This window comes from Arenibacterium halophilum, from assembly GCF_005938225.1.
GTDB lineage: Bacteria > Pseudomonadota > Alphaproteobacteria > Rhodobacterales > Rhodobacteraceae > Arenibacterium > Arenibacterium halophilum.
Map to the genome: position 1 here is coordinate 547,171 of NZ_VCPC01000003.1, position 26,591 is coordinate 573,761.

General features: G+C 64.5%; 31 protein-coding genes and 1 tRNA gene. 21 read left to right on the plus strand and 11 right to left on the minus strand.

Annotated features, from left to right (window positions below; all coding sequences use genetic code 11):
• Positions 1-183: 183 nt before the first annotated feature.
• The 3 genes from FGK64_RS15880 to FGK64_RS15890 form a co-directional block, all read right to left on the minus strand.
• On the minus strand, positions 184-555 hold the full coding sequence (locus FGK64_RS15880; protein ID WP_246057788.1) for an AAA family ATPase: 372 nt from the start codon (positions 553-555) through the stop codon (positions 184-186).
• Between the two features lie 168 nt (positions 556-723).
• Positions 724-799, minus strand: a tRNA-Ala gene (locus FGK64_RS15885).
• 71 nt (positions 800-870) lie between these two features.
• Positions 871-1,194 (minus strand): TIGR02300 family protein, encoded by a 324-nt coding sequence (locus FGK64_RS15890; RefSeq protein WP_138864805.1) that lies wholly within the window; start codon positions 1,192-1,194, stop codon positions 871-873.
• Between the two features lie 109 nt (positions 1,195-1,303).
• On the opposite strand from FGK64_RS15890, the gene FGK64_RS15895 reads away from it, so the two are divergent.
• The 6 genes from FGK64_RS15895 to FGK64_RS15920 all read left to right on the plus strand — a co-directional run bounded on the left by FGK64_RS15895 (position 1,304) and on the right by FGK64_RS15920 (position 6,646).
• Positions 1,304-1,984 (plus strand): M48 family metallopeptidase, encoded by a 681-nt coding sequence (locus FGK64_RS15895; RefSeq protein ID WP_138864806.1) that lies wholly within the window; start codon positions 1,304-1,306, stop codon positions 1,982-1,984.
• 59 nt (positions 1,985-2,043) lie between these two features.
• Complete coding sequence (locus FGK64_RS15900; protein WP_246057789.1) at positions 2,044-2,694, plus strand: GntR family transcriptional regulator; 651 nt, start codon at positions 2,044-2,046, stop codon at positions 2,692-2,694.
• Between the two features lie 3 nt (positions 2,695-2,697).
• Positions 2,698-3,876 carry a hypothetical protein gene (locus tag FGK64_RS15905; protein ID WP_138864807.1) on the plus strand — a complete coding sequence of 393 codons (1,179 nt, stop codon included), beginning with the start codon at positions 2,698-2,700 and terminating at the stop codon, positions 3,874-3,876.
• Between the two features lie 123 nt (positions 3,877-3,999).
• Positions 4,000-5,013, plus strand: a complete 1,014-nt coding sequence (locus tag FGK64_RS15910) for an ABC transporter substrate-binding protein (RefSeq protein WP_138864808.1) — start codon at positions 4,000-4,002, stop codon at positions 5,011-5,013.
• Between the two features lie 57 nt (positions 5,014-5,070).
• On the plus strand, positions 5,071-5,838 hold the full coding sequence (locus FGK64_RS15915; protein ID WP_138864809.1) for an ABC transporter ATP-binding protein: 768 nt from the start codon (positions 5,071-5,073) through the stop codon (positions 5,836-5,838).
• Positions 5,831-6,646 carry an ABC transporter permease gene (locus tag FGK64_RS15920; RefSeq protein WP_138864810.1) on the plus strand — a complete coding sequence of 272 codons (816 nt, stop codon included), beginning with the start codon at positions 5,831-5,833 and terminating at the stop codon, positions 6,644-6,646. The genes FGK64_RS15915 and FGK64_RS15920 overlap by 8 nt, the downstream gene beginning before the upstream one ends.
• Here FGK64_RS15920 and FGK64_RS15925 read toward each other — a convergent pair.
• The 5 genes from FGK64_RS15925 to FGK64_RS15945 form a co-directional block, all read right to left on the minus strand.
• Positions 6,643-7,251, minus strand: a complete 609-nt coding sequence (locus tag FGK64_RS15925) for a 3'-5' exonuclease family protein (protein ID WP_138864811.1) — start codon at positions 7,249-7,251, stop codon at positions 6,643-6,645. The two genes, FGK64_RS15920 and FGK64_RS15925, sit on opposite strands and share 4 nt — an antisense overlap.
• An 18-nt stretch (positions 7,252-7,269) precedes the next feature.
• Positions 7,270-8,232, minus strand: a complete 963-nt coding sequence (locus tag FGK64_RS15930; protein ID WP_138864812.1) for an acetyl-CoA carboxylase carboxyltransferase subunit alpha — start codon at positions 8,230-8,232, stop codon at positions 7,270-7,272.
• Positions 8,233-8,313: 81 nt separating this feature from the next.
• On the minus strand, positions 8,314-8,904 hold the full coding sequence (locus FGK64_RS15935) for a LysE family translocator (protein ID WP_138864813.1): 591 nt from the start codon (positions 8,902-8,904) through the stop codon (positions 8,314-8,316).
• A gap of 164 nt (positions 8,905-9,068) precedes the next feature.
• Positions 9,069-10,025: an L-malyl-CoA/beta-methylmalyl-CoA lyase gene (locus tag FGK64_RS15940; RefSeq protein WP_138864814.1), complete on the minus strand. Its 957-nt coding sequence runs from the start codon at positions 10,023-10,025 to the stop codon at positions 9,069-9,071.
• A gap of 47 nt (positions 10,026-10,072) precedes the next feature.
• Positions 10,073-10,327, minus strand: a complete 255-nt coding sequence (locus FGK64_RS15945) for a hypothetical protein (RefSeq protein WP_138864815.1) — start codon at positions 10,325-10,327, stop codon at positions 10,073-10,075.
• 61 nt (positions 10,328-10,388) lie between these two features.
• Here FGK64_RS15945 and dgcN point away from each other — a divergent pair, with 61 nt between their 5' ends.
• The 4 genes from dgcN to FGK64_RS15965 all read left to right on the plus strand — a co-directional run bounded on the left by dgcN (position 10,389) and on the right by FGK64_RS15965 (position 14,428).
• Positions 10,389-11,390, plus strand: coding sequence for an N-acetyltransferase DgcN (gene dgcN / locus FGK64_RS15950; protein ID WP_138864816.1), 1,002 nt, complete (start codon positions 10,389-10,391; stop codon positions 11,388-11,390).
• A gap of 74 nt (positions 11,391-11,464) precedes the next feature.
• On the plus strand, positions 11,465-12,430 hold the full coding sequence (dgcA, locus tag FGK64_RS15955) for an N-acetyl-D-Glu racemase DgcA (RefSeq protein WP_138864817.1): 966 nt from the start codon (positions 11,465-11,467) through the stop codon (positions 12,428-12,430).
• A gap of 106 nt (positions 12,431-12,536) precedes the next feature.
• Complete coding sequence (locus FGK64_RS15960; RefSeq protein WP_138864818.1) at positions 12,537-13,400, plus strand: D-amino-acid transaminase; 864 nt, start codon at positions 12,537-12,539, stop codon at positions 13,398-13,400.
• 77 nt (positions 13,401-13,477) lie between these two features.
• Positions 13,478-14,428 carry an alpha/beta fold hydrolase gene (locus tag FGK64_RS15965; RefSeq protein WP_138864819.1) on the plus strand — a complete coding sequence of 317 codons (951 nt, stop codon included), beginning with the start codon at positions 13,478-13,480 and terminating at the stop codon, positions 14,426-14,428.
• Here FGK64_RS15965 and FGK64_RS15970 read toward each other — a convergent pair.
• Positions 14,425-14,736 (minus strand): DUF1244 domain-containing protein, encoded by a 312-nt coding sequence (locus FGK64_RS15970; RefSeq protein ID WP_138864820.1) that lies wholly within the window; start codon positions 14,734-14,736, stop codon positions 14,425-14,427. The genes FGK64_RS15965 and FGK64_RS15970 overlap by 4 nt on opposite strands.
• 205 nt (positions 14,737-14,941) lie before the next feature.
• On the opposite strand from FGK64_RS15970, the gene pyk reads away from it, so the two are divergent.
• The 5 genes from pyk (at position 14,942) to FGK64_RS15995 (ending at position 18,322) form a co-directional block, all read left to right on the plus strand.
• On the plus strand, positions 14,942-16,387 hold the full coding sequence (gene pyk / locus FGK64_RS15975; RefSeq protein WP_138864821.1) for a pyruvate kinase: 1,446 nt from the start codon (positions 14,942-14,944) through the stop codon (positions 16,385-16,387).
• A 37-nt stretch (positions 16,388-16,424) separates the two neighbouring features.
• Positions 16,425-16,655 carry a hypothetical protein gene (locus FGK64_RS15980; protein ID WP_138864822.1) on the plus strand — a complete coding sequence of 77 codons (231 nt, stop codon included), beginning with the start codon at positions 16,425-16,427 and terminating at the stop codon, positions 16,653-16,655.
• Positions 16,656-16,779: 124 nt separating this feature from the next.
• On the plus strand, positions 16,780-16,980 hold the full coding sequence (gene rpmI / locus FGK64_RS15985) for a 50S ribosomal protein L35 (RefSeq protein WP_138864823.1): 201 nt from the start codon (positions 16,780-16,782) through the stop codon (positions 16,978-16,980).
• Positions 16,981-16,995: 15 nt separating this feature from the next.
• Positions 16,996-17,361, plus strand: a complete 366-nt coding sequence (rplT, locus tag FGK64_RS15990) for a 50S ribosomal protein L20 (RefSeq protein ID WP_138864824.1) — start codon at positions 16,996-16,998, stop codon at positions 17,359-17,361.
• A gap of 244 nt (positions 17,362-17,605) precedes the next feature.
• Entirely contained in the window at positions 17,606-18,322 is a 717-nt protein-coding gene (locus FGK64_RS15995; protein ID WP_171054122.1) for a MauE/DoxX family redox-associated membrane protein, read from the plus strand.
• Here the strand turns inward: FGK64_RS15995 and FGK64_RS16000 are convergent.
• Positions 18,294-19,508, minus strand: a complete 1,215-nt coding sequence (locus FGK64_RS16000) for a YbfB/YjiJ family MFS transporter (protein ID WP_138864826.1) — start codon at positions 19,506-19,508, stop codon at positions 18,294-18,296. The genes FGK64_RS15995 and FGK64_RS16000 overlap by 29 nt on opposite strands.
• 131 nt (positions 19,509-19,639) lie before the next feature.
• Here FGK64_RS16000 and pheS point away from each other — a divergent pair, with 131 nt between their 5' ends.
• From pheS to mscL, 5 genes are all read left to right on the plus strand, one after another.
• On the plus strand, positions 19,640-20,713 hold the full coding sequence (gene pheS, locus FGK64_RS16005) for a phenylalanine--tRNA ligase subunit alpha (protein ID WP_138864827.1): 1,074 nt from the start codon (positions 19,640-19,642) through the stop codon (positions 20,711-20,713).
• Between the two features lie 153 nt (positions 20,714-20,866).
• Complete coding sequence (locus FGK64_RS16010) at positions 20,867-21,145, plus strand: YrhK family protein (RefSeq protein ID WP_138865027.1); 279 nt, start codon at positions 20,867-20,869, stop codon at positions 21,143-21,145.
• Between the two features lie 16 nt (positions 21,146-21,161).
• Entirely contained in the window at positions 21,162-23,558 is a 2,397-nt protein-coding gene (gene pheT / locus FGK64_RS16015) for a phenylalanine--tRNA ligase subunit beta (RefSeq protein ID WP_138864828.1), read from the plus strand.
• A 17-nt stretch (positions 23,559-23,575) separates the two neighbouring features.
• On the plus strand, positions 23,576-24,025 hold the full coding sequence (locus tag FGK64_RS16020; protein WP_138864829.1) for a YtoQ family protein: 450 nt from the start codon (positions 23,576-23,578) through the stop codon (positions 24,023-24,025).
• A 313-nt stretch (positions 24,026-24,338) separates the two neighbouring features.
• Positions 24,339-24,773 (plus strand): large conductance mechanosensitive channel protein MscL, encoded by a 435-nt coding sequence (mscL, locus tag FGK64_RS16025; protein ID WP_138864830.1) that lies wholly within the window; start codon positions 24,339-24,341, stop codon positions 24,771-24,773.
• 43 nt (positions 24,774-24,816) lie between these two features.
• Here mscL and ald read toward each other — a convergent pair whose 3' ends face one another.
• On the minus strand, positions 24,817-25,938 hold the full coding sequence (gene ald / locus FGK64_RS16030; RefSeq protein ID WP_138864831.1) for an alanine dehydrogenase: 1,122 nt from the start codon (positions 25,936-25,938) through the stop codon (positions 24,817-24,819).
• A gap of 151 nt (positions 25,939-26,089) precedes the next feature.
• On the opposite strand from ald, the gene FGK64_RS16035 reads away from it, so the two are divergent.
• Entirely contained in the window at positions 26,090-26,560 is a 471-nt protein-coding gene (locus FGK64_RS16035) for an Lrp/AsnC family transcriptional regulator (protein WP_138864832.1), read from the plus strand.
• Positions 26,561-26,591: the final 31 nt, after the last annotated feature.

Below are 26,591 nucleotides of genomic sequence, written 5' to 3' on the forward strand. Positions count from 1 at the left end.
CTTTGCGGCCCCAATGCTTCGCGGTTTCGGTCAGAGCCTATATCGGCCAACCATCACCGCCTGCACTCGAGTCACGACGGGCTCACACCGCGGGAGTATCACGAACGGTCAGAAGAGGACCAAACCCTGAACACAGCTGACTTATAAACGCGGACTCTAAGGGGAGCAGGTCAGGTGAAGTTCTCATTCCAGAACGGCGCCAGGAAGACGCGACGGCTGTAGCGGGCTGCCTTTGCTGCTGCGGAGACGTGGGGCGGCACGGGGAGGCCGCAGAACTTTATTTAGGAGGATGTCGGGAAAGCCGCGATCAAAGATCACGGGGCCCGAGAGTGCCTGAGCGTCCTGGTAAGCGCGGGGGCCGCGCTCAAGCATTCGGTCGGCATAGGCCATGCGGTCCGCCCAGGGGAGGGCGTCTTCCCCGCTCTGCATCTCCTCGCGAATGACCGCGCGGCTGGAATCGGGGAGCGTGCGAAGGCCGCTGCGGGCGAGCTCGATGATCAGGCTGGTCTTGCCCGCACCTGGGCCGCTCGTCACGACGAAGAAACGGACGCTCATGGGCCATCCTCGGATTTGACAGGGGAAAGCCCTGCTAAGCGATCAACACGCCACGGGCGCGGATCAAGGCAGCAAGAATTTTCACAGGGAAAACAGCACCGGTCTGCGCAGCAGAGGCAAATCTTCTGACGAAAAAGGCAGAACTATCTGGTGCTTTTCAGGGATGTTTGGTGGAGCCTAGGGGGATCGAACCCCTGACCTCCTGCATGCCATGCAGGCGCTCTCCCAGCTGAGCTAAGGCCCCGTAGTGCGCCGCTGAATAGGCGCATCGCCGGGCGGGATCAAGCGAAAAAATCCCGCCTCGGCACAGTTTTTTCAATCGTCGTCTTCGTTGCTGACGTCGGCGATCTCGTCCAGCGAAACATCGCCGTCGTCGTCTTCGTCTTCCAGCAGATCATCGTCCAGATCCACATCAACGTCGTCATCATCGTCCAGCACGCTGTCGTCGTCGCCGCTGCGCTGCTTGGCCTTCAGCGTGGCCGCGTCTTCGTTGTCGGCGGCGATCATGCGCGCCTTGCTGACGTCGATCTCGACAACCTCTCCGGTGTAGGGGCTGACGATCGGTTTCTGGTTCAGGTCATAAAACCGTTTGCCTGTGGTCGGGCAAACGCGTTTCGTACCCCATTCTTCCTTGGGCATTGTGATCCCCTCGAATTGTGAAAATGGCATGAGTCTGTATCGACGATTCCGGTCGCTTGCCATATGACGGAACCGGAGTCAAAGCCTTTGGCATCACGGGGTGGGTGGCATGAGCGAACGCAGAATTCCCGGCGCGCCGGCGCTGGCGGTCACGCTGCGCCGATCGGGGCGGGCGCGGCGCATTTCGCTGCGGGTGTCGCAGCTGGACGGGCGGGTGACGCTGACCGTGCCCAATGGCGTGCCCGAGGCCGAGGCGCTGGCCTTTGCGCGCGACAAGGCCGAGTGGATCCAGACCCATCTGGCGCGGCGGGGCGGCGATGTCGACATCGCTCCGGGGTCCGAACTGCCCGTCGAAGGCACGATGCGCCGGATTGCGCCAGCGCCCGGACGGCGGATCGTGCTGGAGCGTGACCAGATTCTTGTGCCCGAGGCAACTGCGCCGGCGCGGCTGCATGCCTGGTTGAAAACGCTGGCGCGTGACCGGCTGGTGGCGGCTTGCGATGACTATGCTGCGCAGCTGGGGCGGGGCTATACCCGCATCACCCTGCGCGACACACGCTCGCGCTGGGGATCGTGCACCTCGGACGGGGCTCTGATGTTTTCCTGGCGGCTGATCCTGGCCGCGCCCGAGGTGCTGACCTATGTCGCCGCGCATGAGGTGGCGCATCTGGCCGAGATGAACCATTCGCCCGCCTTCTGGCGCACGGTGGAGCGGCTTTATGGCGATTACCGCCCGCCACGCGCCTGGCTGCGGTCCGAGGGCAGCGGGCTGCATCGCTATCGGTTCTGATGGCTCTGGCTTGACAGCTCTACCTTGACGGGGCGCGCAACTGTGATCACAACGCCCCCATGATGATGACAACCCGTTCCTCCGAGCAGACCACGGCGGCGCACGACCGGCTGTACCGGGCGCTGCGCACGCGGATCATGCATGGCGAACTGGCCCCCGGTCAGGCGCTGACCCTGCGCGGCATCGGGCGCGACTATGACGTGTCGATGACCCCCGCGCGCGAGGCGCTGCGGCGGCTGGTGGCAGAGGGCGCGCTGTTCCTGTCGTCCTCGGGGCGCGTCTCGACCCCCGAACTGAGCAATGAGCGCATCGAGGAACTGGCCGCCCTGCGCGCCCTGCTGGAAGTTGAGCTGGCATCCCGTGCTTTGCCGCGCGCGCATATGGCGTTGATCGACCGGCTGCAAACCATCAACGCCACGATTGGCGAGGTGGTCGTGAACCGGGACGCGGTGGGCTATATCCGCACCAATCTTGAATTTCACCGCACGCTGTACCTGCGGGCGCAGGCACCTGCGATGCTGGCGATGGCCGAAACCGTCTGGCTGCAACTGGGGCCGACGATGCGCGCGCTCTATGGCCGTTTGCGGCGCACCGACCCGCCGCATTACCACAAGCTGATCATCGCCGCGCTGAAGGCGGGGGACGAACCCGGCCTGCGCCTTGCCGTGCGTTCTGACGTGACGCAGGGGCTGCGGATGCTGGCGGGCTAGGCTGTGCTGAACGTCGCCATCGTGGCCGTGACCCTGGCTGTTGGCGCGGCCTTGTGCCTTCCGTCGCTGGCCCGGGCGACCCTGTGGCGGGCGACGATGACGCCGCTGGCCTCGATCATCGGCAGCGGGTTCCTTGTGCTGGGGCCGATACTGACGGTGTCCTATGGCTATTACGCGCCGCTGGTGATGGCGGCGCTGTGCGGGGTGGCGTGGCTGTTCGGCGGGGCGATCCGGGCCAATATTGCCTACCTGGCCGAGGCAGATCCGTCCGGGCGGCGCGACCGTGCCGTGGAAACGCTGGCCTCGTGGGTGCTGGGCAGTGCCTATGTGATTTCGGTCGCCTATTACCTGAACCTGTTCGGTGCCTTTGGCCTGCGGCTGACGCCATGGGACGGGGTGGGAAATGCGCGGGTGCTGACCACGGTGATGTTTGCGATCATCCTGGCCGTGGGCTGGACGCGCGGCTTTGGCGCGCTGGAGCGGATGGAACGCCTTGCCGTGGGGCTTAAGCTGGCGATCATCGGCGGGCTGCTGTTCGGGCTGGCGGTGCATTTCACCGACACCGCACAGCAGGGCGCGCTGGTCTGGCCTGCGCCGCACCTGTCGGGATGGGGGGCGCTGACGCTGGCCTTCGGGTTGATCGTGACCGTGCAGGGGTTCGAAACATCGCGCTATTTATCTAGCTACGACGCGGGCGTGCGCATTGCCTCGATGAGGCTGGCGCAGGGCATCGCGGCGGCGATCTACATGGTCTACCTGCTGCTGCTGGCCTATGCCTTTGACGTGGGGCAGGGCGACCTGACGGAAACCGCGATCATCTCGATGTTGCAGGTGGTGGCGCCGGTGCTGTCGATCCTGTTGGTGGTGGCGGCGCTGAGCGCGCAGTTCAGTGCGGCACTGGCCGATACCGGCGGGGCGGGCGGGCTGTTCACGGAACTCACCGGCGGGAGGATCGGGCCGCGGCAGGCTTATGCGCTGCTGGTGGCCGCCGGGGTGTCGCTGACATGGGTGGCCGATGTGTTCGAAATCATCAGCTATGCCTCGCGCGCATTCGCGCTGTATTACGCGGTGCAGGCGTGGCTGGCGGGGCATCGCGCGGGGCCGGGGCGGGCGCGAACAGGGTATCGGGGGCTGGCGCTGTTGGGGCTGGCGATGGCGATCTTTGGCGCGCCGGTAGAATAGCGTTGGTCGAATGGCGCTGAGGGGCAAACGAATTGCATGTTGCGCCGCGCGCGCTTTAGGATTGCGGCAGGGTGCGATCGGTGGTCAAACCGCCGCGCACGCATCGACTGGGAGGAAACCGAGATGACCACTTTCACACGTCGCGGGGCATTGGGCCTTGCGGGCGGTGCCGCCGTTCTGCCGCTGCTGGGCGCGCCGGCCCTGGCCAACACCAAAACCACCGTAGGCGCGCTGCGCTTTACCAGCCACGCGGCCAGCTTTGTCGCTTTTGAACGCGGCTATTTCACCGACGAAGGGCTGGATGTTGATTTCAAGTTCTTCGAGGCGGCGCAGCCGATGGCCGTGGCGATTGCCTCGCGCGATGCTGATTTCGGCGTGACCTCGATCACCGGTGGTCTGATCAGCCTTGCCGAAAAAGGCGCGGCCAAGGTGATTGGCGGCGCGCTGAGCGAAGAAAAAGGCATCGACGGGCAGATGATTCTGGCCTCGAATGCCGCGTATGAGGCCGGTCTGACCGCCCCCGATCAGCTGGACGGCAAGACCTTTGCCGTGACGCAGCCCGGATCGTCGTTCCACTACATGGGCGCCAAGATCGCCGCAGCCGAGGGCGCAAGCCTCAGCTTCAAGCCGCTGCAAAAGGTCGGCGCGATCATCGGCGCGATGAAATCCGGCCAGGTCGACGCCTGGACGATCGTGCCGCACATCGGCAAGGCGCTGACCGGCGGTGGCGCGGTGCAGCAAATCGGCATGGTTGCCGACTACCTGCCTGGCTATCAGGTCACGACGCTGTTCACCTCGGCCCAGAATGCCGAGAACGACCGCGCCAAGACCGAGGCGTTCCTGCGCGCTTTCTCGCGCGGGGCCGACGATTTCAACGCCGCGCTGGTCGACAAGACGGCGGGCGATGACGCGGCCGAAGAAATGGTCAAGCTGGTGCACAAATACGTCTACACCGACCGTCCCTACGACAAGGCCAAGCCGTCGATCGTGAACGGCGCGATGCGGATCAACAAGAACGCTGCGCTGAACATGGCCTCGGTCGAAGATCAGCTGGGCTGGTTCAAGTCCGAAGGCCTGGTCAAGGACAGCATCACCACCGAAACGCTGGTCGATTCCTCTTACGCCGAGGCGATCTAGGGCAAGACACGGGCGGGCCTTTGCGGGCCTGCCCGATCACACGAAGGGCAGGGTACGATGGACCTGACACTGGCCAATATCACGCACCACTACAGCGGGCTGCCGGTGCTTCAGGATATTTCTCTGCACATCCCGGCGGGGCAAATCCTGTGCATCGTCGGGCCCTCGGGCTGTGGCAAATCCACCCTGTTGCGGCTGATCGGCGGGCTGGAGCGCCCCGACGAAGGCGACGTGCTGCAACTGGGCGCGCCGCCGCCCGATTGCCTGAACCCGCTGACCTATGTGTTTCAGGATTTCGCGCTGCTGCCCTGGCGCACCGTACGCGGCAATATCTCACTGGTGCTGGAAGATCACGGGCTGAAGGGCGCCGAGGCCGAGCGGATCATTTCCGACGTGCTGGCGCGCACCAACCTGTCGGATTTCGGCAAGGCGCTGCCGCGCCAACTGTCGGGCGGCATGAAGCAACGCGTGGCGATCGCCCGCGCGCTGGCGGTGAACCCGGCGGCGATGCTGCTGGACGAACCGCTGTCGGCGCTGGATGCGCAGACCCGCGAGCTGCTGATGGAAGACCTGCTGGCGCTTTGGGCACGGCAGCCATTCACCGGCATCTATGTCACCCACAACCTGTCCGAGGCGGTGCGCCTTGGTCATTCCATCGCCGTGTTGTCGCGCCGCCCGGGCCGCATCCGCGAGGTCATCACCATCGACACGCCCCCGCCCGACCGCCGCGCGGGCGATGCCCGTCTGGACGAGGTGCAGGCCCACCTTTGGTCGCTCATGCGGGACGAGGCGAAGGCCGCCGATCAGGAGCTGCTGAATGTCTGACGCCACTTTGCCCGATACAGCCACTCCTCGCCCGGTGCCGTTCCGCGGCGGCGGGTTCCGCCCCGTCGCCAAGCGTGGCGTGGGCCTGGCGGTGTTCGTGGTGCTGCTGCTGGTCATCGAATGGGGCACCCGGGCCGGCTGGATCGGCAACCTGACCCTGCCGCGCCCGTCCGATGTCGGCGCCGCGCTGGTCGAACTCTACCAATCGGGGATGCTCTGGACGCACCTTGGCCCCTCGCTGGCACGCCTTGCCGTCGGCTCGCTGCTGGGCATCAGCGCCGGCATCGGCGTGGGCGTGCTGATCGGGCTGTTCAGCTATATCCGTGCCGGTCTGGTGCCGCTGGTGGCCGCGCTGTTCCCGATCCCGAAAATCGCGCTGCTGCCGCTGTTCGTGATCTGGTTCGGCATCGACGAGGGGTCGAAATACGCGCTGATCGCGCTGGGCACCTTCACGCCCACGGTGGTGTCGACCTATGGCGCCGTCGACAACGTGGACCGCGCGCTGGTGCGCATGGGGCAAAGCTTCGGCCTTGGCTGGTGGTCGATCGTGCGCAAGATCATCCTGCCCGGCGCGCTGCCCGGCATCCTCTCGGGCCTGCGCGTGTCGCTGGCGATTGGCATCATCCTGCTGGTCGCGGCGGAAATGCTGGGCGCCGAACACGGCATCGGGGCCTACGTGCTGCAAGCCGGGTCGCTCTACGATCTCGAACGGCTGTTCGCGGGCGTGGTGATCCTGTCGGCGCTGGGCGTGGTCACAAGCTGGGTGATCGGGCTGGTCGAAAAACGCCTGCTACGCTGGCGTGGCTAGGCGAAGGCGGCGGGCGTCAGCGCGCCGTTTCGCAGCAGCTGTTGCAACGTGAAGGCCACGCCAAGCGCATCATCCAGCGCGTCATGCCCGCGCAGCGGCGGATGGTCGACCTTGTAATAGTCGGCCAAAGTGTTGCTGCGCGTGCAGATCAGATCGTCATAGGGCATCCCGGCGGCCAACAGCAGATCGCAGGCATTGGCAAACCGCGTGGCCGGGATCGGCGGGGCGATCCCGTCAATATAACAGCTGATCGCCAGCATGTTGAATTCATCCTTGCCCCAGGACCACAGCCGCGCATCGCCTGCAAACGCGGCCACCTGCGCCAGCGCATCGGCCAGCGGCAGGCCGTCACTGTCCAGCACATCTTCGGTGATGCCGGTCAGCCGGGTGAACAGCGGGTCCAGCGCCACCCGCTTGCCGTGTCGGTCGCGCGGAATAACGTGCAGGCGCAGCGTCTCGGCAATGGCGAACTCATCGCCCAACTCCAGCCGCGCCAGCCCGATCTGAGCCACCACAGGGTCGGGATCGCGCGGGCCGCACCAGAACCGCGAAGGCGCGCCCTCGGCGGTCAGGAATTCGCAGTCGAAGATCACGGCATGGCTCATGCCCGCGCCCCCTTGGGCTTAGGCGGCCAGCCCTTTGGCCCCCATGTTCAGGAACTTCTGGCGGCGGTCATTGACCAGTGTGCCGCCATCCTTCTTCGCCAGCTCTTTCAGCATGGCCGAAATCGACTTGCCCACCGCCGCGATGGTCGCCGCCTTGTCGCGATGCGCCCCGCCGCGCGGCTCGGGTATGATCCGGTCAATCACGCCCAGCGCCTTCAGCTCGTCCGCCGTCATCCGCATCGCCTCAGCGGCTTCGCGCATCTTCTCGGAATCCTTCCACAGGATCGAGGCGCAGCCCTCGGGTGTGATGACCGAGTAGACCGAATGCTCCAGCATTGCGACCCGGTTCGCCGTGGCAAAGGCCACCGCCCCACCGGAACCGCCTTCGCCCACGATGACCGACACCAGCGGCACGCCGATTTGCAGGCATTTCTCGGTCGAGCGGGCAATCGCCTCGGACTGGCCGCGCTCTTCCGCGCCCTTGCCGGGATAGGCGCCTGGGGTGTCGACCAGCGTGATCACCGGCAATCCGAACTTGCCCGCCATCTCCATCAGGCGGATCGCCTTGCGATATCCCTCGGGGCGCGCCATGCCGAAATTGCGGTCGATCCGGCTCTTGGTGTCGTTGCCTTTTTCATGGCCGATCACCATTACAGGCTGATCCTCGAACCGGGCCAACCCGCCCATCACGGCGTGATCGTCGGCAAAATTCCTGTCACCCGCCAGCGGCGTGAACTCTGTGAACAGCGCCGCGATGTAATCCTGGCAATGGGGCCGCTCAGGGTGGCGCGCAACCTGACATTTCCGCCAGGGCGTCAGATCTTTGTACAGATCGTTCAACAGCTGCACCGCCTTGGCATCCAGCGCCTTGGCTTCGCTTTCCACGTCCATTTCCGCATTCGCGCGGCCCAAGGCGCGAAGCTCTTCGGCCTTGCCTTCGATTTCGGCCAGCGGTTTCTCGAAATCCAGATACTGGGTCATGCGGTGCCCTGTCGCAGTTGTTCGCGCCCCGTATATGACCCTGCGGGCGCGGCATTGCAACTCGGCAAGCGGCACGTCGCCTTAGGCGACTACCGGGTACAGCGACAGCACCAGCAGCAGGGCCATCGCGCGGTTGAACATGACCAGCCGCCGCGGCTGCGCCAAAAGGCGCGCCATCTGCTGGCCCGCAACGGTCCACGATCCGACCGAGGGCAGGTTGACCAGGCCAAAGACCAGCCCGACAAGCAGGACCATCCCAAATCCGCCCGCGGGCGTGTAGGCCGTGACACCGGTCAGCGCCATCGCCCAGGCCTTGGGGTTGACCCATTGAAACGCGGCGACCTGCAGAAATGTCATCGGCCGGCTCTTGGCCCGCGCGCCGTCTGGCGCACCCGCATTGGCAATCTTCCACGCCAGCCACAGCAGATAGACAACCGAGACGACCCGCAGAATGTCGCGGGCCACCGGAAACGCCTGAAACAACCCGGCAACCCCGGCCCCCATTGCCAGAACCATCACGACAAAACCGATCGCCACGCCCAGCATGTGCGGCACGCTGCGCCGAAACCCAAAATTCGCCCCGGATGCCATCAGCATCAGGTTGTTCGGCCCCGGCGTGATTGACGAGACGAAGGCAAACAGCACTAGGCCGGTGAAAAGCTCGGGTGTCATTGCGCCACTTTGCACGCGCGCGAAAGAAAGGAAATTGCCAAATGTAACGCGGCCCGCGATCCCGCGCCCGTTAGCCCCGACCTGCGACAGGAAACAGGGGCGCGAAAAACCGCACCCCTGTTTCACTATTCTTAAAATACTCCCGCCGGAGGCGGTGCACCGCCTCAGCCCGCGATCAGCTCGGATTGACGAACGATCACCTCGGCCTGCTTGATGCTGGCAATATCGACAAGGCGGCCTTTGTAGACAGTCGCACCTGCGCCGCTACGCTTGGCCTCTTCCATCGCGGCCAAGATCTCGCGCGCTTCCGTCACTTTTGACTCGGGCGGGGTGAACACCTCGTTTGCCAGTGCGACCTGCTTGGGGTGAATGGCCCATTTTCCCACCATGCCCAGCGTGGCCGACCGCAGCGCCTGCGCGCGGAACCCGTCGTCATCGCTGAAATCGCCAAATGGCCCATCGACCGGCAACAACCCATGCGTCCGGCACGCCGCCACGATGGCGGTCTGCGCCCAATGCCACGGGTCCGACCAGTATTTCTGGCCATCGCGCAGCATATAGTAATCTTCCTGCGTGCCGCCGATTCCTGTAGTCTGCATTCCCATCGAGGCTGCAAAATCCGCGGCGCCCAAGCTCATCGCCTGCATCCGGGGCGAGGCCGCGGCAATCTCTTCCACATGCGACAGGCCCGCCGCGCTTTCGATGATCACTTCAAACGCGATCGGCTTGGTGCGGCCCTTCGCCCGCTCGATCGCCGTCACCAGCGCATCGACGGCATATATGTCCTCGGCGCAGCCCACCTTGGGGATCATGATCATGTCCAGCCGGTCCGAGGATTGCTCCAGAAGGTCCACCACGTCGCGATACCAATAGGGCGTGTCCAGCCCGTTGATCCGTACTGAAAGCGTCTTCTGGCCCCAGTCGATGTCACCAATGGCCTCGATCACCAGCTTGCGCGCCTGTTCCTTGTCATCCGGCGCCACCGCATCTTCCAGATCAAGGTTGATCACATCGGCGTCGCTGGCGGCCATTTTCGGCGGCAGTTTGGTGTTCGAACCTGGCCCGAATAGCTGGCAGCGGTTTAGACGAGCTGGGGCGGGGGGTTGCAGGCGAAAGGACATTAAAACCTCCGGTACGAAAGGAAATTGCGCGATGCTCGCTTCATGGGTTATGAAATTGCGCTTGCCTTCGCAAGGCTATTTTGCAGTCGCAGCATGATCGCACGGAAGCTGATGCGAAACCGGGCATCAAATCCCTTTGTCAAATCCTGGCGGCACCTTGTCGGGATGTGCCTTGGATCACCTTGTGAAACCTGATTTCGGTCGTCCATGTCGGCAAACACGCAAGATTTTTGACGAAAAATCTTCTCTCGCGCAATATCATCCTGTTCGGTTGTGTCTTCTTGTGTGATTTCAACATGCATTTGAATGCACCCGTGGTTACGGTGGCGAGGTCAATATCGCGACACGCAAAGGAATCGCCCCATGATCGAGACTCCCTATCTGCTGTTTCTGGGCGACGCGCCCGATCCGCTGGCGGCCAAGGTGGCCCAGGGAATCAAGGACTGGCGGCCCGAGAATGCGGTGGGGCAGTACCGGATGGAGGGCTGCAAGGCCGATCTGAAGCTGACTGACATGACGCTGGCCGAGGCGCGCGACGCGGGCGCCAAGACCCTGGTGATCGGCGTGGCGAACCGGGGCGGTGTGATCAGCCAGGCCTGGAAAAAGGTCCTGGTGGCGGCGCTGGAAGAGGGATTTGATCTGGCCTCCGGCTTGCACAATCTGCTGCGCGATGAACCCGATCTGGTGGCAGTTGCCGAAGCCTGCGGGCGCAAGCTGCACGATGTGCGGATTCCGTCGGTCAAATATCCGATTGCCAATGGCGAAAAGCGCAGCGGCAAGCGGGTACTGGCGGTCGGCACCGATTGCAGCGTGGGCAAGATGTATACGGCGCTGGCGTTGGACACGGCGATGCGTGAGCGGGGCATGAAAAGCACTTTCCGCGCCACCGGACAGACGGGCATCCTGATCACCGGCGAAGGCGTGCCCCTGGACGCGGTGATCGCCGATTTCATGGCCGGGTCGATCGAATATCTGACGCCGGACAACGATGCCGATCACTGGGACATCATCGAGGGGCAGGGCAGCCTGTTCCATGTGTCCTATTCCGGTGTGACCATGGCGCTGATCCATGGTGGTCAGCCCGATGCGCTGATCCTGTGCCATGAACCCACGCGCGAGCACATGCGCGGGTTGCCGGGCTATCGCCTGCCAAGCCTCGAGGCCGTGCGCGACATGGCGCTGGAACTGGCGAAGGTCGCGAACCCCGGCTGCAAGGTGGTGGGCGTGTCGATCAATACCCAGCATCTGGGCGAGGAGGAGGCAGTGGCCTACATGGCCGAGGTCGAGGCGCGTCTGGGTCTGCCGACCGTCGATCCGTTCCGTCAGGGCGCCGCGCGTCTGGCCGACGCCCTGGCCGCGCTTTAGCCGGCGGAACCGACTGCCGGGGGCGGGGATGCCTCCGGCGGGGATATTTGGAGCCCAAAGAAGGAGCGGGGATCATGAAGATCGAGGTGCGCCGCGATGTGTTCCGGCTGGCCGAGGTGTTCACCATCTCGCGCGGGTCGCGGACCGAGGCACAGGTGCTGACGGTGCATCTGGACGATGGCACCCATCGCGGCTGGGGCGAATGCGTGCCCTATGCCCGCTACGGCGAAACGCTGGACAATGTGCAGGCGCAGATCGAGGGCCTGCCCTCGGGGATCACCCGGGCCGCTCTGGTCGATCACCTGCCGGCGGGGGCTGCGCGCAACGCGGTCGATTGCGCGCTGTGGGATCTGGAGTGCAAGCGTGCCGGCAAACGCGCTTGGGACCTGGCCGGGCTGGCTGCGCCCGGACCCCGGATCACGGCTTATACGCTGTCGCTGGGCACGCCCGAGGCGATGATGGCGCAGGCCGCGCGCAACGCGATGCGGCCCTTGCTGAAGATCAAGCTGGGAACGCCCGACGACATGCCGCGCCTCGAGGCCGTTCGCGCCGGGGCGCCGACCGCGCGGATTATCGTGGACGCGAACGAGGGTTGGAGCGCCGAGGTTTACGCCGATCTGGCGCCGCATCTGACCCGGTTGGGCGTAGAACTGGTGGAGCAGCCCTTGCCCGCAGGAGAGGACGAGGCGCTGATCGGCATGGCGCGGCCGGTGCCCGTTTGTGCCGATGAAAGCTGCCATGACCGCGAGAGCCTGCCCAAGCTGAAGGGCAAATATGACGTGGTGAACATCAAGCTCGACAAGACAGGTGGGTTGACCGAGGCGCTGGCGCTGCGGACCGAGGCTTTGGCCGCGGGCTATGACGTGATGGTCGGCTGCATGGTGGGGTCTTCTCTTGCCATGGCGCCTGCCGTGCTGGTGGCGCAGGAGGCGTCGGTTGTCGATCTGGACGGGCCGCTGCTGCTGGCCGAGGATCGGGCGCAGCCCCTGCGATTTGACGAGGCGGGGGTGCATCCGCCGGAACCGGGCCTTTGGGGGTAAGCCCATATCGCGCGGGTGCTGGACACGGCAGCCCGCGCGCGTATACCGACACACATCCGGCCGTGCCCCGTGCCCGGCCCCGTACCAGCCCGCGAAGGAGCCCCGCATGAGCCGTATCGTCTATGTCAACGGAGAGTATCTAGCCGAGGCCGAAGCCCGGATTTCGATCTTCGACCGTGGGTTCCTGATGGCGGACGGCGTCTACGAGGTGACCAGCGTGCTGGACGGCAAGCTGATCGACTTTGACGGACATGCCAAGCGGCTGCAGCGCAGCATGGACGAGCTGGACATGCGCGCGCCCGTCACGACCGAGGAACTGCTGGACATTCACCGCGAGCTGGTTCGGAAGAACGAGATCACAGAGGGGATGATTTACCTTCAGGTCACACGCGGGTCTGCCGGGGATCGCGACTTTGCCTTTCCCGATCCCGAAACCACCGAACCGACCATCGTGCTGTTCACCCAGGCCAAGCCGGGCCTGGCCGACAATCCGGCGGCGAAAAAGGGCATCCGCGTGATCGGGATCGAAGACATCCGCTGGGGCCGTCGCGACATCAAGACGGTGCAGCTGCTTTACCCCAGCATGGGCAAGATGATGGCGAAGAAGGCCGGGGCCGACGATGCCTGGATGATCGAAGACGGGTTCGTGACCGAAGGCACCTCGAACAACGCCTATATCGTCAAGGGCGACACGATCATCACCCGCGCCCTGTCGAACGACATCCTGCACGGGATCACCCGCGCCGCCGTGCTGCGGTTCGCGCGTGAGGCTCAGATGAAGGTGGAAGAGCGCAGCTTTACCATCGACGAGGCGAAGGAGGCCGACGAGGCCTTTGTGACCTCGGCCAGCACCTTCGTGATGCCGGTGGTAGAAATCGACGGGCAAACCATCGGGGAGGGTGTGCCCGGAAAGGTGGCACCGCGGCTGCGCGAGATCTATCTGGAAGAAAGTCGCAAGGCCGCAGTCTGATCGCTGCTTGCGCCCTGGCCCCCGCTGCGCTTTGATCGCGGGCGGGGGATAAGCCCCGGATAAACGGGGGCTGTGCCGTGCAGATTTTTTTCTGGATCATTGTGGTTCTGGCGCTGCTGGTACTTGGGTTGTACCTTTATTCCCGGTTTCTGGCGGCGCAGGCCGAACGCGAGGTGCCGCAGGCGGGCAAGCTGCATCCCGTTCCGGGCGGGGCGATCCACTATGTTGAACACGGCAGGCCCGACGCGCCGGTCGTTGTACTGATTCACGGGATATCGGCGCAGTTGCAGCACTTCACCTATGGTGTCGCTGAGCTGCTGGCGCCGGATTTCCGTGTCATCACCATCGACCGCCCCGGCTGCGGCTACTCGGTCCGAGAACGCGATGATGATGCGGCGCTGGCGATGCAGGCGCGGATGATCGGAACGCTTCTGGATGATCTTGGGGTAAAAAGCCCGCTGATCGCCGGGCATTCGCTGGGCGGAGCCGTGGCTCTGGCGATGGCGCTGGACCGGCCCGAGAAAACGGGCGCGCTGGCGCTGATTGCGCCTTTGACGCACGTGCAAGACGAGGTTCCTGCGATTTTCAAGGGGCTCGAACTTCGTACCCCGTTCATGCGCCGCTTCGTCGGCAATACGATTGCAGGACCGGTGGGCAAGGCGACTGCCGACAAGGTGATCGATTTCGCCTTTGCCCCCGAAACGCCGGTGCCCGATTTCATGACCCGCGCGGCGGCCGTTCTTGGGCTGCGTCCCAAAGCCTTTATCACGGCATCCTGCGATCTGGTGATGCTGGAAACGGCGATGCCCGCGCAGCAGGCGCGCTATGGCGAGCTGTCGGTGCCGGCGGGTGTGCTCTATGGCGATGGCGACATCTTGCTGTCGCCCGAAGCGCAGGGACAATCGATGCAGGAATATGGTGTCAGCTATCGCGCGTTGCCGGGGCGGGGGCATATGCTGCCGATCACTGCCCCGGCGGAAACGGCGGGATTCATCCGCGAAATCGCCGCGCGGATGGAAGCAGCTTAGCCTTTCCCGACATTCTCGGCGAAGGCCGTCTTGAAATCGGCCTTCTGGGCGTCGCTCGCCTCGGTCTGGTGGTTGGCCTTCCACGCGTCCATCGTCATGCCATAGAAAATCTCGCGGGCCTCGTCCTTGCCCATTTCGATGCCTTTGGAATTGGCGGCTTCCTGGTACCAGCGGCTCAGGCAGTTGCGGCAGAACCCGGCAAGGTTCATCAGGTCGATGTTCTGAACGTCGGTGCGATCCTGCATCAGATGCTGGCGCAAGCGGCGGAAGGCGGCGGCTTCAAGTTCGATTTCGGTCTGGCGGTCCATTGGGCACTCCTGTCTTTCCCGTAAATTAGGCATTGCGATGGGGAATGTCACCCAATGCCGGGTTCGCTGCCGCCGTTGGCTTGTTCGTCGGCGCGCCGCGTGGCACAGGAAAAAGGGCAAGTTGTCGCGCCGGGGGAATTCGTCCATAAACCGGTTACATGTGTTTGCGATAACAAATACGAGCAGAACGCGGGAAAGCAGGATCATGAGACGCCAGAGAAACGTGAAAATCGTCGCCACCCTTGGCCCGGCATCCGACACGCATGACATGATCCGCGCCCTGCACGAGGCGGGGGCCGATGTGTTTCGCCTGAACATGAGTCACGGCACCCACGAAGAAATTCGCGCCAAGCACCAGATCATTCGCGAGATCGAGAAGGAACTGGACAGCCCCATCGCAATTCTGGCCGACCTGCAAGGCCCCAAGCTGCGCGTCGGCGCCTTTGCCAATGGCGAGGAAACGCTGGAGGAAGGCGCCGCCTTCCGGCTTGATCTGGACGAAGCCGAAGGCGACAGCAGTCGCGTGAATCTGCCGCATCCCGAAATTTTTGCCGCACTGAAAACCGGCGCGCACCTGCTGGTCAACGATGGCAAGATCCGCCTGAAGGTGAATCGCTGCGATGCCGAGTCTGCCGATTGCACGGTGGTGACGGGCGGGGTGATTTCCAACCGCAAGGGCGTGAACGTGCCCGACGTGGTGCTGCCTTTGGCGGCCCTGTCGGAAAAAGACCGCGACGATTTGGAATTCGCCTGCTCGCTGGGGGTGGACTGGCTGGCGCTGTCCTTCGTGCAGCGTCCCCGCGACGTGATCGAGGCGCGCGAGTTGGCCGCCGGGCGCGCGGCCATCATGTCCAAGATCGAAAAGCCCTCGGCGGTCGAGAATTTTGATGAAATTCTCGACGTCTCCGACGGGATCATGGTGGCCCGCGGCGATCTGGGCGTGGAACTGCCGGTGCAGGCGGTGCCGCCGATCCAGAAGCGGCTGACGCGGAAATGTCGCGCGGCGGCCAAGCCGGTGATCGTGGCGACCCAGATGCTGGAATCGATGATCGAAAGCCCGATGCCCACCCGAGCCGAAGTGTCGGACGTGGCAACGGCGATCTATGAAGGCTCGGACGCGATCATGCTCTCGGCCGAATCCGCCGCGGGCAGCTACCCGATCGAGGCCGTACGCACGATGGATAAGGTCGCGACCGAGGTCGAGGCCGACACCAACTATCACGGCATCATCGCCGCCTCGCGCGATGGGCGGCAATCGGGCGTGGCCGATGCAATTGTGGCGGCGGCGCGCGAAATCGCGGAAACCACCGACATCAAGGCGATCTGCTGTTTCACCCAAAGCGGCACCACCGCGCTGCTGACCGCGCGCGAACGCCCCGGCGTGCCGATTGTCGCGTTGACGTCGCAGCGCGATACCGCGCGGCGTCTGGCGCTCAGCTGGGGCTGCACCTGTTTCATGGTTGGTGAACTCAGCCGCTTCAAGATGGCCGTGGTCAATGCCGCCCGGGTGGCGCGCGCGGCCGGGTTTGCCACGGACAAAGATCAGATCGTGGTGATGGCGGGCGTGCCGTTCAACGTGCCGGGCACCACCAACATCCTGCGCGTTGCGCCCTGTGACGAGCGTTTGATTTACAGCACCGATCCCGGATAAGCTGCGGCCCAGTATCGCATATCTGAAACCGGACCCGATGACGCCCCACACCGACCTATGTCTTGTCCTCGGGCTGGTGCTGGCCGCCCTGTCGGTGCCTGCGTTCGTCGCGGCCTATAGCGACGGGCGTCGCCCGATTGCGCCGGTCGCTTCGGGGATGATCGCCGTCGGTCTGGTGGCCTATGCGCTGGGCACGGCGCAGGGGGCCTATGCCCCGGCCGACGTGCCAGAGGCGTTCTTTCGCGTGGTGGCCCGGTTCCTGCCCTGAACACCGGGATATTCCCGCTTGCAATACGTCCGAATCCCTCTTACACGGCCCCTCTGACCGCGCGACCGGCCGATGTGGCATGCCGAGTCGCGTTTCGTACCGATCTGAAGAACAGGAGACGGAAATGCCCAAGATGAAGACGAAATCAAGCGCCAAGAAGCGCTTCAAGGTGACCGCCACCGGAAAGGTGCTCACCGCGCAGGCCGGCAAACGCCACGGCATGATCAAGCGCACCAAGAAATTCATCCGCGACGCCCGCGGCACCACCACGCTGTCCGCCCCTGACGCCAAGATCGTCAAGGGCTACATGCCCTACGACCGCTGATAGGAGGCCCCGGATATGTCCCGAGTCAAAGGTGGAACCGTCACCCACGCCCGTCACAAGAAGGTCATCAAGGCCGCCAAAGGTTACTATGGCCGCCGCAAGAACACCTTCAAGGTCGCCGCGCAGGCCGTCGACAAGGCGAACCAGTACGCAACCCGTGACCGCAAGAACCGCAAGCGCAACTTCCGCGCCCTGTGGATCCAGCGGATCAACGCGGCTGTGCGGTCGCACGACGAGGCGCTGACCTATTCGCGCTTCATCAACGGCCTGTCGCTGGCCGGGATCGAGGTGGACCGCAAGGTTCTGGCCGATCTGGCCGTACACGAGCCCGAAGCCTTCGGCGCAATCGTCGAGCAGGCCAAAGGCGCGCTGGCCGCCTGATCGCCGCACCATCGAAATTAAAAGGCCGTCCCGGGAAACCGGGGCGGCTTTTTCCGTTGGTCTCGGCGCAATTCGGGAACCGAAGGGCAGGGGTGGGCCGTTGGGTAAGCAAAGGGCGCCCGCCCGTGGCGCCCGTTCGTCCGACGATGCGAGGCCCGAAATGACCGATACACTGACCCATTCCGGCAGATTGCCCACCAACCCCGCCCGCGACAGCACCGGGCAAACGGCGGTTCTGTACCGCATGGTGATGCCCGATCACCTGTGTCCCTATGGGCTGAAAAGCAAATGGCTGCTGGAACGCGAAGGCTACGAGGTGATCGACCACTGGCTGACCACGCGCGAGGAAACCGACGCCTTCAAGGACCGCCACGGCGTCAAGACCACGCCGCAGACCTGGATCGGGGGCGAGCGCATCGGCGGCTATGACGCCCTGCGCGATCATTTCGACACCTCCGAGAGTGACGGCAAGAATTACGCCCCGGTGCTGCGCCTGTTTGCGGTTGGCGCGCTTATGGCGCTGGCGATCAGCCTTGCGACCGGCATGGGCATCGGGCTGCGCACGTTCGAATGGTTCATTTCCGTTTCGATGGTGTTGCTGGCGATGCAGAAGCTTAGCGATGTCGAGAGCTTTTCGACCATGTTCCTGAACTACGACCTGCTGGCGCGGCGGTGGGTGCCCTATGGCTATATCTACCCCTATGCCGAGGCGGCAGCAGGCATCCTGATGACGGCGGGCGCGCTGGTCTGGCTGTCGGCACCCATTGCGATGATTATCGGCGGTATCGGCGCGGTGTCGGTATTCAAGGCGGTCTACATCGACAAGCGAGAGCTGAAATGCGCCTGCATGGGCGGTGACAGCAATGTGCCGCTGGGCGCGATTTCCCTGACCGAAAACGTGATGATGTTCGGCATGGGCCTGTGGATGGCGATCAAGGCGCTGATCCCGCTGGCCGGATAGGCCGCTGCAACAGCGCGCTGAGCGCGCCCAGCATCAACACGGCAGCGGCGACCTCAAGGCTTGTCCCGATGTCGCCGGTCGCATCGCCCAGCCAGCCGGCGGCATAGGGGCCGACGGTCTGCGCCACGGCAAAGACCACGGTGAAGAAACTGATTGCCGCGCCCCAGCTGCTGGCGGGCAGGTTGTGCCGCACGAAGGCGGTGACGGCGCCCGGAGACATGAAGACGCAAAGCCCGAAGATCGTGGCCGAGGCGATCAGGCCCGCGCCCGAGGGGAACCAGATCGGCAGCACCGTGCCCGTGGCGATGCCGGTCAGGATCATTGCGAGCGGCAGGCCCCCGCGAAACCGTTCCAGCACCGGGCGCCACAAGAATGGGGATAGGCACAGGCAGCATCCCAGCATCACCCAGGTCAGCGCGATCAGCCGCGCGCTGGATCCCTGTTCCGTCATCCAGGCCGACAGGAAGGTGAAATAGACGATATAGCCAAGGCCGAACCCGCCGTATCCGCCCAGCTGCCCCAGCATCGCGCGAAACGGCAGCGGCTCTTTCGGCGGGCGCGGCTGCGCCGGGGGCGGGCGCAGCACCAGCCCCGACCACAGCGCCAGCGGCACCATCACCACGCAGGCCAGCCCGATCACCGTCCATGTCACCGGCCAGATGTCGTTGCCCCATGTGTCCAGCATCAGCGGCAGCACCGCCCCCGACAGAACGATCCCCAGACCCCCGCCAAAGCCGAACAGCAACGCGATTGCCAACGCGGTCTTGCGCGGTGCGTCGTGGAACAACTGCGCGGTCAGCGCGCCCGCCGTGGAAAACGACATGGCGCCAAAGACGCCGGCCAGGATGCGCCACAGGCTTTGCCACCACAGCGCCTCGTTCTGGCCGGTCGCCAGCAGCGACAGCGCGGTGGTCACAAGGCCGAAGTTGAACAGATGCGCCGGGCTGATCCGCCCGATCAGCGCCATCGTAAGGACCGCGCCCACGATGTAGCCCAGCGCATTGGCCGTGTTCAGCCACCCGGCCTGCGCATAGGTCCACCCCAGTTCCGATTTCATCGCGGGCAGGATCAGCCCATAGGCAAAGCGCGCAAACCCGTTGGTGACGCAGACCCCAAGGCACAGCCCGAACAGCACAAGCCAGGGCCGGGCCGGTCCTGCGGGGGTATCGGTGGCTTGGGCTGTCATCTGCTGCGCTTTCCCTCGTTGCGTGCCGCGACCCTAGCCTGCGCCCGTGGGGCTGTCCATTTCCGGGCCGTTGCGCTTGTTTTCGCGGCCCGGTGTGATAGCAGGGCTGCCAAGTGGACAAGGTGAATGCGATGGACGATCTCAAGTCGAAGTATCTGGGCCAGATTGCCGATGCGGCAGACGAAAACGCGCTTGAGCAGATCCGTCTGGCCGCCGTCGGCAAGAAGGGCGAAGTGGCGCTGAAGATGCGCGAACTTGGCCGCATGACGCCCGAGGAACGGCAGACCGCAGGCCCGGCGCTGAACGCGCTGAAGGATGAAATCAACTCGGCCCTTGCCGCCAAGAAGGCGGCGCTGGAAGACGCGGCGCTGGATGAACGGCTGCGCAGCGAGTGGCTGGATGTGACCCTGCCGGGCCGCCCGCGCCACCAGGGCAGCGTGCACCCCGTCAGCCAGGTGACCGAAGAGTTGACGGCGATCTTTGCCGAAATGGGCTTCTCCGTAGCCGAAGGGCCGCGCATCGACACCGATTGGTACAATTTCGACGCGCTGAACATTCCCGGCCACCACCCCGCGCGGGCCGAGATGGACACCTTCTACATGCACCGCGCCGAGGGCGACAATCGCCCGCCGCATGTGCTTCGGACCCACACCAGCCCGGTGCAGATCCGCACGATGGAAAAGATGGGCGCGCCGCTGCGCATCATCTGCCCCGGTGGTGTCTACCGTGCCGATTACGACCAGACCCACACGCCGATGTTCCACCAGGTCGAAGGCCTGGCGATCGACAAGAACATCTCGATGGCGAACCTGAAATGGACGCTCGAGGAATTCTTTGCCGCGTTTTTTGAAATCGACGGCATCAAGACCCGCTTCCGCGCCTCGCATTTCCCCTTCACCGAGCCGTCGGCCGAAGTCGACATCCAGTGTTCCTGGGTCGACGGACAGCTGCGCATCGGCGAAGGCGACGGTTGGATGGAGGTTCTGGGCTCGGGCATGGTGCACCCCAAGGTGCTGGCCGCCGGTGGCATCGACCCCGACAAATGGCAGGGCTTTGCCTTTGGCATGGGCATCGACCGCATCGCGATGCTGAAATACGGCATCCCCGACCTGCGCGCGTTCTTCGACAGCGACCTGCGCTGGCTGCGCCACTACGGCTTTGCCAGCCTTGACCAGCCGACGCTGCACGGCGGGTTGAGCAGGTAAGGGCATACCCCGGCGGCACCGCTGGGTGGCGCCTGCCCGTGCCGGCGCGACCATTGGCATAACGCTGGCACCCGCCGCCAGCCTTGCATCTTGGCCCTTTCTTTGCCATTGCCACATCTGACCGAAACCAACCCGAACCACGGGGAGCAGGGGATGCTGTTTCACTCTGACAACCGCAACGGAAGCGACCGCGGCAAGCGTATCTATGCGCTGTTCGAAATCGTCTACACGGCCATCGATTTCCTGGCCGCCATGATGTTTCTTGTCGGTTCGGTCATGTTCCTGTCAGAGGCATGGCAGACCCCCGGCACCTGGCTGTTCATCGTCGGGTCGGTGCTGTTTGCGACCAAGCCGACATTGCGGCTGGCGCGGGAACTGAAACTTGCGGCCATCGGCGACACCGACGATCTGGCCAAACGCCTGCACGGCTGACCAAGGATACGCGACCATGAAATTCACCCTGTCCTGGCTCAAGGATCACCTGGATACAAAGGCCAGCGTTGACGAAATCGCCGAGGCGCTGACCGACCTTGGGCTCGAGGTCGAGGACATCGTGAACCCCGGCGACAAGCTGGGCGATTTCACGCTTGGCTATGTCACGCAAGCGGAACAGCACCCCGATGCCGACCGGCTGCGCATCTGCAAGGTCGACACCGACGAGGGCGAATTGCAGATCATCTGCGGCGCCCCGAACGCGCGGCAGGGCATCACTGTGGTGGTCGCCAAGCCCGGCGTCTACGTCCCCGGCATCGACACCACCATCGGCGTGGGCAAGATTCGCGGCGTCGAAAGTTTCGGCATGATGGCCTCGGAACGCGAGCTGGAGCTGTCGGACGAACACGACGGCATTATCGAGCTGCCCTCGGGCGAGGTGGGCGAAAGGTTCGTGGACTGGCTGGCCGCGAATGACCCGGCCAAGGTGGACCCGGTGATCGAAATCGCGATCACCCCGAACCGGCCCGACGCGCTGGGTGTGCGTGGCATCGCTCGCGACCTGGCGGCGCGCGGTCTTGGCACGCTGAAACCGCGCAATGTCGATCCCGTGGAAGGCGCGTTTGCCTGCCCGGTCAAGGTAAGCATCAACGACGACACGCTGGACGGCTGCCCCGTCTTCGCAGGCCGCGTGATCCGGGGTGTCAGGAACGGCCCCAGCCCCGCGTGGCTGCAAAACCGCCTGCGGGCCATCGGCCTGCGCCCGATCTCGGCGCTGGTCGACGTCACCAACTTCTTCACCTTCGACCGCAACCGCCCGCTGCACGTCTTTGACGTGGACAAGATGCAGGGCAACTTGCGTGTCCACCGCGCCGAAGGCGGCGAGGTGCTGGAGGCGCTGGACGAACGCAGCTATACTTTCCAGCCCGGCATGATCATGATCTCGGACGATGAAGGCCCCGAAAGCATCGCCGGCGTCATGGGCGGCGAGCCCACAGGCGTCAGCGAAGAGACCACGACCGTGTTCCTTGAATCGGCCTTCTGGGATCACGTCCAGATCGCCATGACGGGCCGCGCGCTCAAGATCAATTCGGATGCGCGCTACCGTTTCGAACGCGGCGTCGATCCCGAATTCACCCTGCCGGGGCTGGAACTGGCGACGCGGATGATCCTTGACCTCTGTGGTGGCGAGCCATCCGAGATGGTGGTGGCGGGCGACGTGCCCGACCACTCCCGCGCCTACCGGCTGGATGCCGCGCGGGTGCAAAGCCTCGTCGGGATGGAGATTCCCGAAAGCGAACAGCGCCAGTCGCTGACCCGCCTCGGCTTCCGTCTCGAAGGCATGATGGCCCATGTGCCCAGCTGGCGCCCCGACGTGCAGGGCGAGGCCGATCTGGTCGAGGAAGTGGCCCGCATCGCCTCGCTGACGAAACTGGTGGGCAAACCGCTGCCGCGCCTCGGCTCGGGCATTCCGCGTCCGGTGATGACTCCGATGCAGCGCCGCGAACAGGCGGCCCGGCGCAGCGCGGCGGCGCTTGGCTACAACGAATGCGTCACCTATTCCTTCATCGACCGCACCAGCGCGGCGCTGTTTGGCGGTGGCGACGACGCCACGATGCTGGAAAACCCGATCAGCTCGGAAATGAGCCATATGCGTCCCTCTTTGCTCCCCGGCCTGTTGCAGGCGGCGGCCCGCAACCAGGCGCGCGGCTTCCACGATTTCGGCCTGTTCGAAATAGGCGCGGCCTTTGATGGCGGTGAACCTGAACAGCAGCACACCCAGATCGCGGGCCTTCTGGTCGGGCGCACCGGGCCGAAGAACGTGCATGGCGCCGCCCGCGCGGTGGATGTCTTCGATGTGAAATCCGACGCCGAGGCGGTGCTCGCCGCCATGGGCGCGCCCGCCAAGGTGCAAATCCTGCGCGGCGCCGAAGGCTGGTGGCATCCGGGCCGCCACGGCAAGATCTGCCTTGGTCCCAAGAAGGTTCTGGGCATCTTCGGAGAGGTCCACCCAAAGGTGCTGGCCGAGATGGACGTGAAAGGTCCGGTCATGGCCTTCACCCTCTGGCCCGAGGAAATCCCGCTGCCCCGCAAGACTGGCGCGACCCGCCCGGCATTGGCACTGCGCGATCTTCAGCCGGTGGATCGTGACTTTGCCTTTGTGGTCGATCAGCAGGTCGAGGCGCTGACGCTGGTCAACGCGGCCGCCGGCGCCGACAAGGCGCTGATCGACGAAGTGCGCGTCTTCGACGAATTCATCGGTGGCAGCCTGGGCGAGGGCAAGAAATCCATCGCCCTCACCGTGCGGCTGCAACCCACCGACAAGACGCTGACCGAAGCCGAAATCGAAGCGGCATCGGCCAAGATCGTCGAAAAGGTCGCCAAGGCCACCGGCGGCAACCTGCGCGGCTGACAACAGGAGCGACAGCTATGACATACCGCGTCTACCTCAGCGGCGAAATCCACACCGACTGGCGCGAGCGGATCATCGCGGGCGCCAATGGTCTTGATGTCACCTTCTCGGCCCCGGTGACCGACCACGCCGCCTCGGACGATTGCGGCGTGGCTATCCTGGGCGCGGAGCCGAACAAGGTCTGGCACGATCACAAGGGCGCAAAGCTCAACGCGATCCGCACCCGCAAGTTGATCGCCGAGGCCGATATCGTGGTGGTCCGCTTCGGCGCGCAGTACAAACAGTGGAACGCGGCGTTTGACGCGGGCTACGCCGCCGCCTTGGGCAAGTCGCTGATCGTCCTGCATGGCCCCGACCATGCCCACGCGCTGAAAGAGGTCTGCGCCGCCGCGCTCGCCGTCGCCGAAGAACCGGAACAGGTGGTCGACATCCTGCGCTACACCCTCGACGGCACGCTGCCGTCCTAGTCTTCTTTGGGCTCCAAATATCCCGGGGGAGTCCCGCAGGGACGGGGGCAGAGCCCCCACCTTCCGTGGCTGCCGTGTCCCGACATCCATGTCGACCCATGCTTAGGTACGGCAAGAGCGCGGTAAACGCGGGCAGGCGATTTCGCTCTCCCAAGACACGCGAATAGCTGTAAGGTTGACCTGTCCCGCATCTCTTCGCGGGCAAATGGTGGGCGGTGGCGCGGTAAGGTCGCAAAAAAACATCGCAGGGTGAAAACAACAAAAGGCGCCCCAACTGCGAAGCCGCATGTCAGGGTCGGTCGAGGAACGTCATATGCTGCAGGAATTCAAGGATTTCATCGCCAAGGGCAATGTCATGGACATGGCCGTTGGTATCATCGTCGGCGCGGCCTTCACGGCCATCGTCAGCTCGATGGTCGCCGATATCATCAACCCGATCATCGGGCTGTTCACGGGCGGCGTCGATTTCACCAACAACTATTTCGTACTGTCGGGTGACGTGCCCGCCGGCGCCAGCCTCGAGGCCGCGCGCGAGGCGGGGGCCTCGGTCTTTGCCTATGGCAGCTTCCTCATGGCGGTCATCAATTTCCTGATCATCGCATGGGTGGTCTTCGTGTTGGTGAAGATGGTGAACCGGGTCAAGGCAATGGCGGAAAAGCCGGACGAAGTCGCGCCCGAAGTCAAAACCGGCCCTTCGGAAAAGGATATTCTGATCGAAATCCGCGATGCGCTGAAAGCGCAGGGCTGACGCAGCGAAACCGCCCCCGGGCCATCCCGGGGGCTTTCAGAGCCTAGCTCTGCTTGACGATCACCTGCGGCGAGGTCACGTCGATCCCCAGCGCCTTGCCGACCGCGAAATAGGTCAGCTTGCCCGCGTGGACGTTCAGACCATTCAGCAGATGCGGATCGGTGGCGCAGGCCTCGCGCCAGCCCTTGTCGGCCAGCGCCAGCATGAAGGGCATCGTGGCATTCCCAAGTGCAATGGTTGACGTCCGCGCCACGGCGCCGGGCATGTTCGCGACGCAGTAATGCATGATCCCGTCCACGTCATAGATGGGATCCTGGTGGGTGGTCGCGCGAGATGTTTCGAAACAGCCGCCCTGGTCGATGGCCACATCTACAATCGCGGCACCCGGTTTCATGTCGGCCAGCTGCGCGCGGCTGACCAGCTTGGGCGCGGCGGCGCCGGGGATCAGCACCGCGCCGATCACCATGTCGGCCTGCGCGACCAGTTCAGCCGTGTTGCCTGCACTGGCGTAGGAGGTCTTGAACACCCCGCCAAAGGCGTCATCCAGATAGCGCATCCGCGGCAATGACCGATCCAGCACCGTGACATCCGCTCCCATCCCGGCCGCTACGCGGGCCGCATGGGTGCCCACCACGCCGCCGCCAATCACCGCCACGCGCGCCGGGCCCACGCCGGGCACGCCGCCCATCAGCACGCCGCGCCCGCCATTGGCCTTTTGCAGCGTCCACGCCCCCACCTGCGGCGCCAGCTTGCCCGCAACTTCGGACATGGGCGCCAGCAGCGGCAGCCCCCCGGCAGCATCGGTCACGGTTTCATAGGCAATCGCGGTGCAGCCCGAGGCCAGCAGATCGCGGGTCTGGTCCGGGTCCGGCGCCAGGTGCAGGTAGGTGAACAGCAGCTGCCCCTCGCGCAGCATCTTGCGCTCACCCGCCTGGGGTTCCTTGACCTTCACGATCATCTCGGCGCTGGCAAAAATCTCCTCGGCCGTGTCGACGATCTGCGCGCCGGCGGCGATGTAATCGGCATCGGGGAACCCGGCGCCAACGCCTGCACCCTGCTGGATCATCACCTCGTGCCCGTGGGCCACGGCCTCTCGCGCGGCATTCGGCGTCATCCCGACGCGAAATTCCTGGGGTTTGATCTCTGTTGGGCAGCCGAGTTTCATCTTGGTCTCCTTTGGGTCGCGGTGACACTTTTTTGATAGGGTAGGCTAGCGCGGAACCTGTGCAAGAAATTTCAAAGATATGCCTGGGTCACCGGCTATCCATCGAATTTCCTTCGACATCAGGCCGGCTGCGTGCAAGAAATCGCCGCGCATGAGTATTGATTCCATAGATCGTCGCATACTGGATGCCCTGCAACGTTCAGGGCGGATGTCGAATGCCGACCTGTCCGAGCGTGTTCATCTGTCGCCCTCGGCGTGCCACCGTCGTGTGCAACGGCTGGAGGCCGAAGGCTATATCGCCAAATACGTCGCCCTGCTTGATGCGCGCAAGCTGGGCGTGCCCACAACGGTTTTTGTCGAAATCACACTACAGGGGCAGGCGGATGATCTGCTGGACGCCTTCGAGAAGGCCGTCGCGCGCATTCCCGACGTGCTGGAATGTCACCTGATGGCGGGCACGGCCGATTACCTGCTCAAGATCGTGGCCGAAGATACCGAGGATTTCGCCCGCATCCACCGCCAGCATCTGAGCCGCCTGCCGGGAGTGGCCCAGATGCAAAGCAGCTTTGCCCTGCGTACCGTGCTGCGCACCACGGCCCTGCCTCTGCAAGGCGGCCTTTAGGTTAATATTCAGCATTGTCCGTCATTCTGCA

Bases quoted from the DNA above. Each gene is read 5' to 3' on its own strand.
- FGK64_RS15880 (WP_246057788.1), bottom strand. From the start codon at position 555: ATGAGCGTCCGTTTCTTCGTCGTGACGAGCGGCCCAGGTGCGGGCAAG.
- FGK64_RS15890 (WP_138864805.1), bottom strand. From the start codon at position 1,194: ATGCCCAAGGAAGAATGGGGTACGAAACGCGTTTGCCCGACCACAGGC.
- FGK64_RS15895 (WP_138864806.1), top strand. From the start codon at position 1,304: ATGAGCGAACGCAGAATTCCCGGCGCGCCGGCGCTGGCGGTCACGCTG.
- FGK64_RS15900 (WP_246057789.1), top strand. From the start codon at position 2,044: ATGATGATGACAACCCGTTCCTCCGAGCAGACCACGGCGGCGCACGAC.
- FGK64_RS15910 (WP_138864808.1), top strand. From the start codon at position 4,000: ATGACCACTTTCACACGTCGCGGGGCATTGGGCCTTGCGGGCGGTGCC.
- FGK64_RS15915 (WP_138864809.1), top strand. From the start codon at position 5,071: ATGGACCTGACACTGGCCAATATCACGCACCACTACAGCGGGCTGCCG.
- FGK64_RS15920 (WP_138864810.1), top strand. From the start codon at position 5,831: ATGTCTGACGCCACTTTGCCCGATACAGCCACTCCTCGCCCGGTGCCG.
- FGK64_RS15925 (WP_138864811.1), bottom strand. From the start codon at position 7,251: ATGAGCCATGCCGTGATCTTCGACTGCGAATTCCTGACCGCCGAGGGC.
- FGK64_RS15930 (WP_138864812.1), bottom strand. From the start codon at position 8,232: ATGACCCAGTATCTGGATTTCGAGAAACCGCTGGCCGAAATCGAAGGC.
- FGK64_RS15935 (WP_138864813.1), bottom strand. From the start codon at position 8,904: ATGACACCCGAGCTTTTCACCGGCCTAGTGCTGTTTGCCTTCGTCTCG.
- FGK64_RS15940 (WP_138864814.1), bottom strand. From the start codon at position 10,025: ATGTCCTTTCGCCTGCAACCCCCCGCCCCAGCTCGTCTAAACCGCTGC.
- FGK64_RS15945 (WP_138864815.1), bottom strand. From the start codon at position 10,327: ATGCATGTTGAAATCACACAAGAAGACACAACCGAACAGGATGATATT.
- dgcN (WP_138864816.1), top strand. From the start codon at position 10,389: ATGATCGAGACTCCCTATCTGCTGTTTCTGGGCGACGCGCCCGATCCG.
- dgcA (WP_138864817.1), top strand. From the start codon at position 11,465: ATGAAGATCGAGGTGCGCCGCGATGTGTTCCGGCTGGCCGAGGTGTTC.
- FGK64_RS15960 (WP_138864818.1), top strand. From the start codon at position 12,537: ATGAGCCGTATCGTCTATGTCAACGGAGAGTATCTAGCCGAGGCCGAA.
- FGK64_RS15970 (WP_138864820.1), bottom strand. From the start codon at position 14,736: ATGGACCGCCAGACCGAAATCGAACTTGAAGCCGCCGCCTTCCGCCGC.
- pyk (WP_138864821.1), top strand. From the start codon at position 14,942: ATGAGACGCCAGAGAAACGTGAAAATCGTCGCCACCCTTGGCCCGGCA.
- FGK64_RS15980 (WP_138864822.1), top strand. From the start codon at position 16,425: ATGACGCCCCACACCGACCTATGTCTTGTCCTCGGGCTGGTGCTGGCC.
- rpmI (WP_138864823.1), top strand. From the start codon at position 16,780: ATGCCCAAGATGAAGACGAAATCAAGCGCCAAGAAGCGCTTCAAGGTG.
- rplT (WP_138864824.1), top strand. From the start codon at position 16,996: ATGTCCCGAGTCAAAGGTGGAACCGTCACCCACGCCCGTCACAAGAAG.
- FGK64_RS15995 (WP_171054122.1), top strand. From the start codon at position 17,606: ATGGTGATGCCCGATCACCTGTGTCCCTATGGGCTGAAAAGCAAATGG.
- FGK64_RS16000 (WP_138864826.1), bottom strand. From the start codon at position 19,508: ATGACAGCCCAAGCCACCGATACCCCCGCAGGACCGGCCCGGCCCTGG.
- pheS (WP_138864827.1), top strand. From the start codon at position 19,640: ATGGACGATCTCAAGTCGAAGTATCTGGGCCAGATTGCCGATGCGGCA.
- FGK64_RS16010 (WP_138865027.1), top strand. From the start codon at position 20,867: ATGCTGTTTCACTCTGACAACCGCAACGGAAGCGACCGCGGCAAGCGT.
- pheT (WP_138864828.1), top strand. From the start codon at position 21,162: ATGAAATTCACCCTGTCCTGGCTCAAGGATCACCTGGATACAAAGGCC.
- FGK64_RS16020 (WP_138864829.1), top strand. From the start codon at position 23,576: ATGACATACCGCGTCTACCTCAGCGGCGAAATCCACACCGACTGGCGC.
- mscL (WP_138864830.1), top strand. From the start codon at position 24,339: ATGCTGCAGGAATTCAAGGATTTCATCGCCAAGGGCAATGTCATGGAC.
- ald (WP_138864831.1), bottom strand. From the start codon at position 25,938: ATGAAACTCGGCTGCCCAACAGAGATCAAACCCCAGGAATTTCGCGTC.
- FGK64_RS16035 (WP_138864832.1), top strand. From the start codon at position 26,090: ATGAGTATTGATTCCATAGATCGTCGCATACTGGATGCCCTGCAACGT.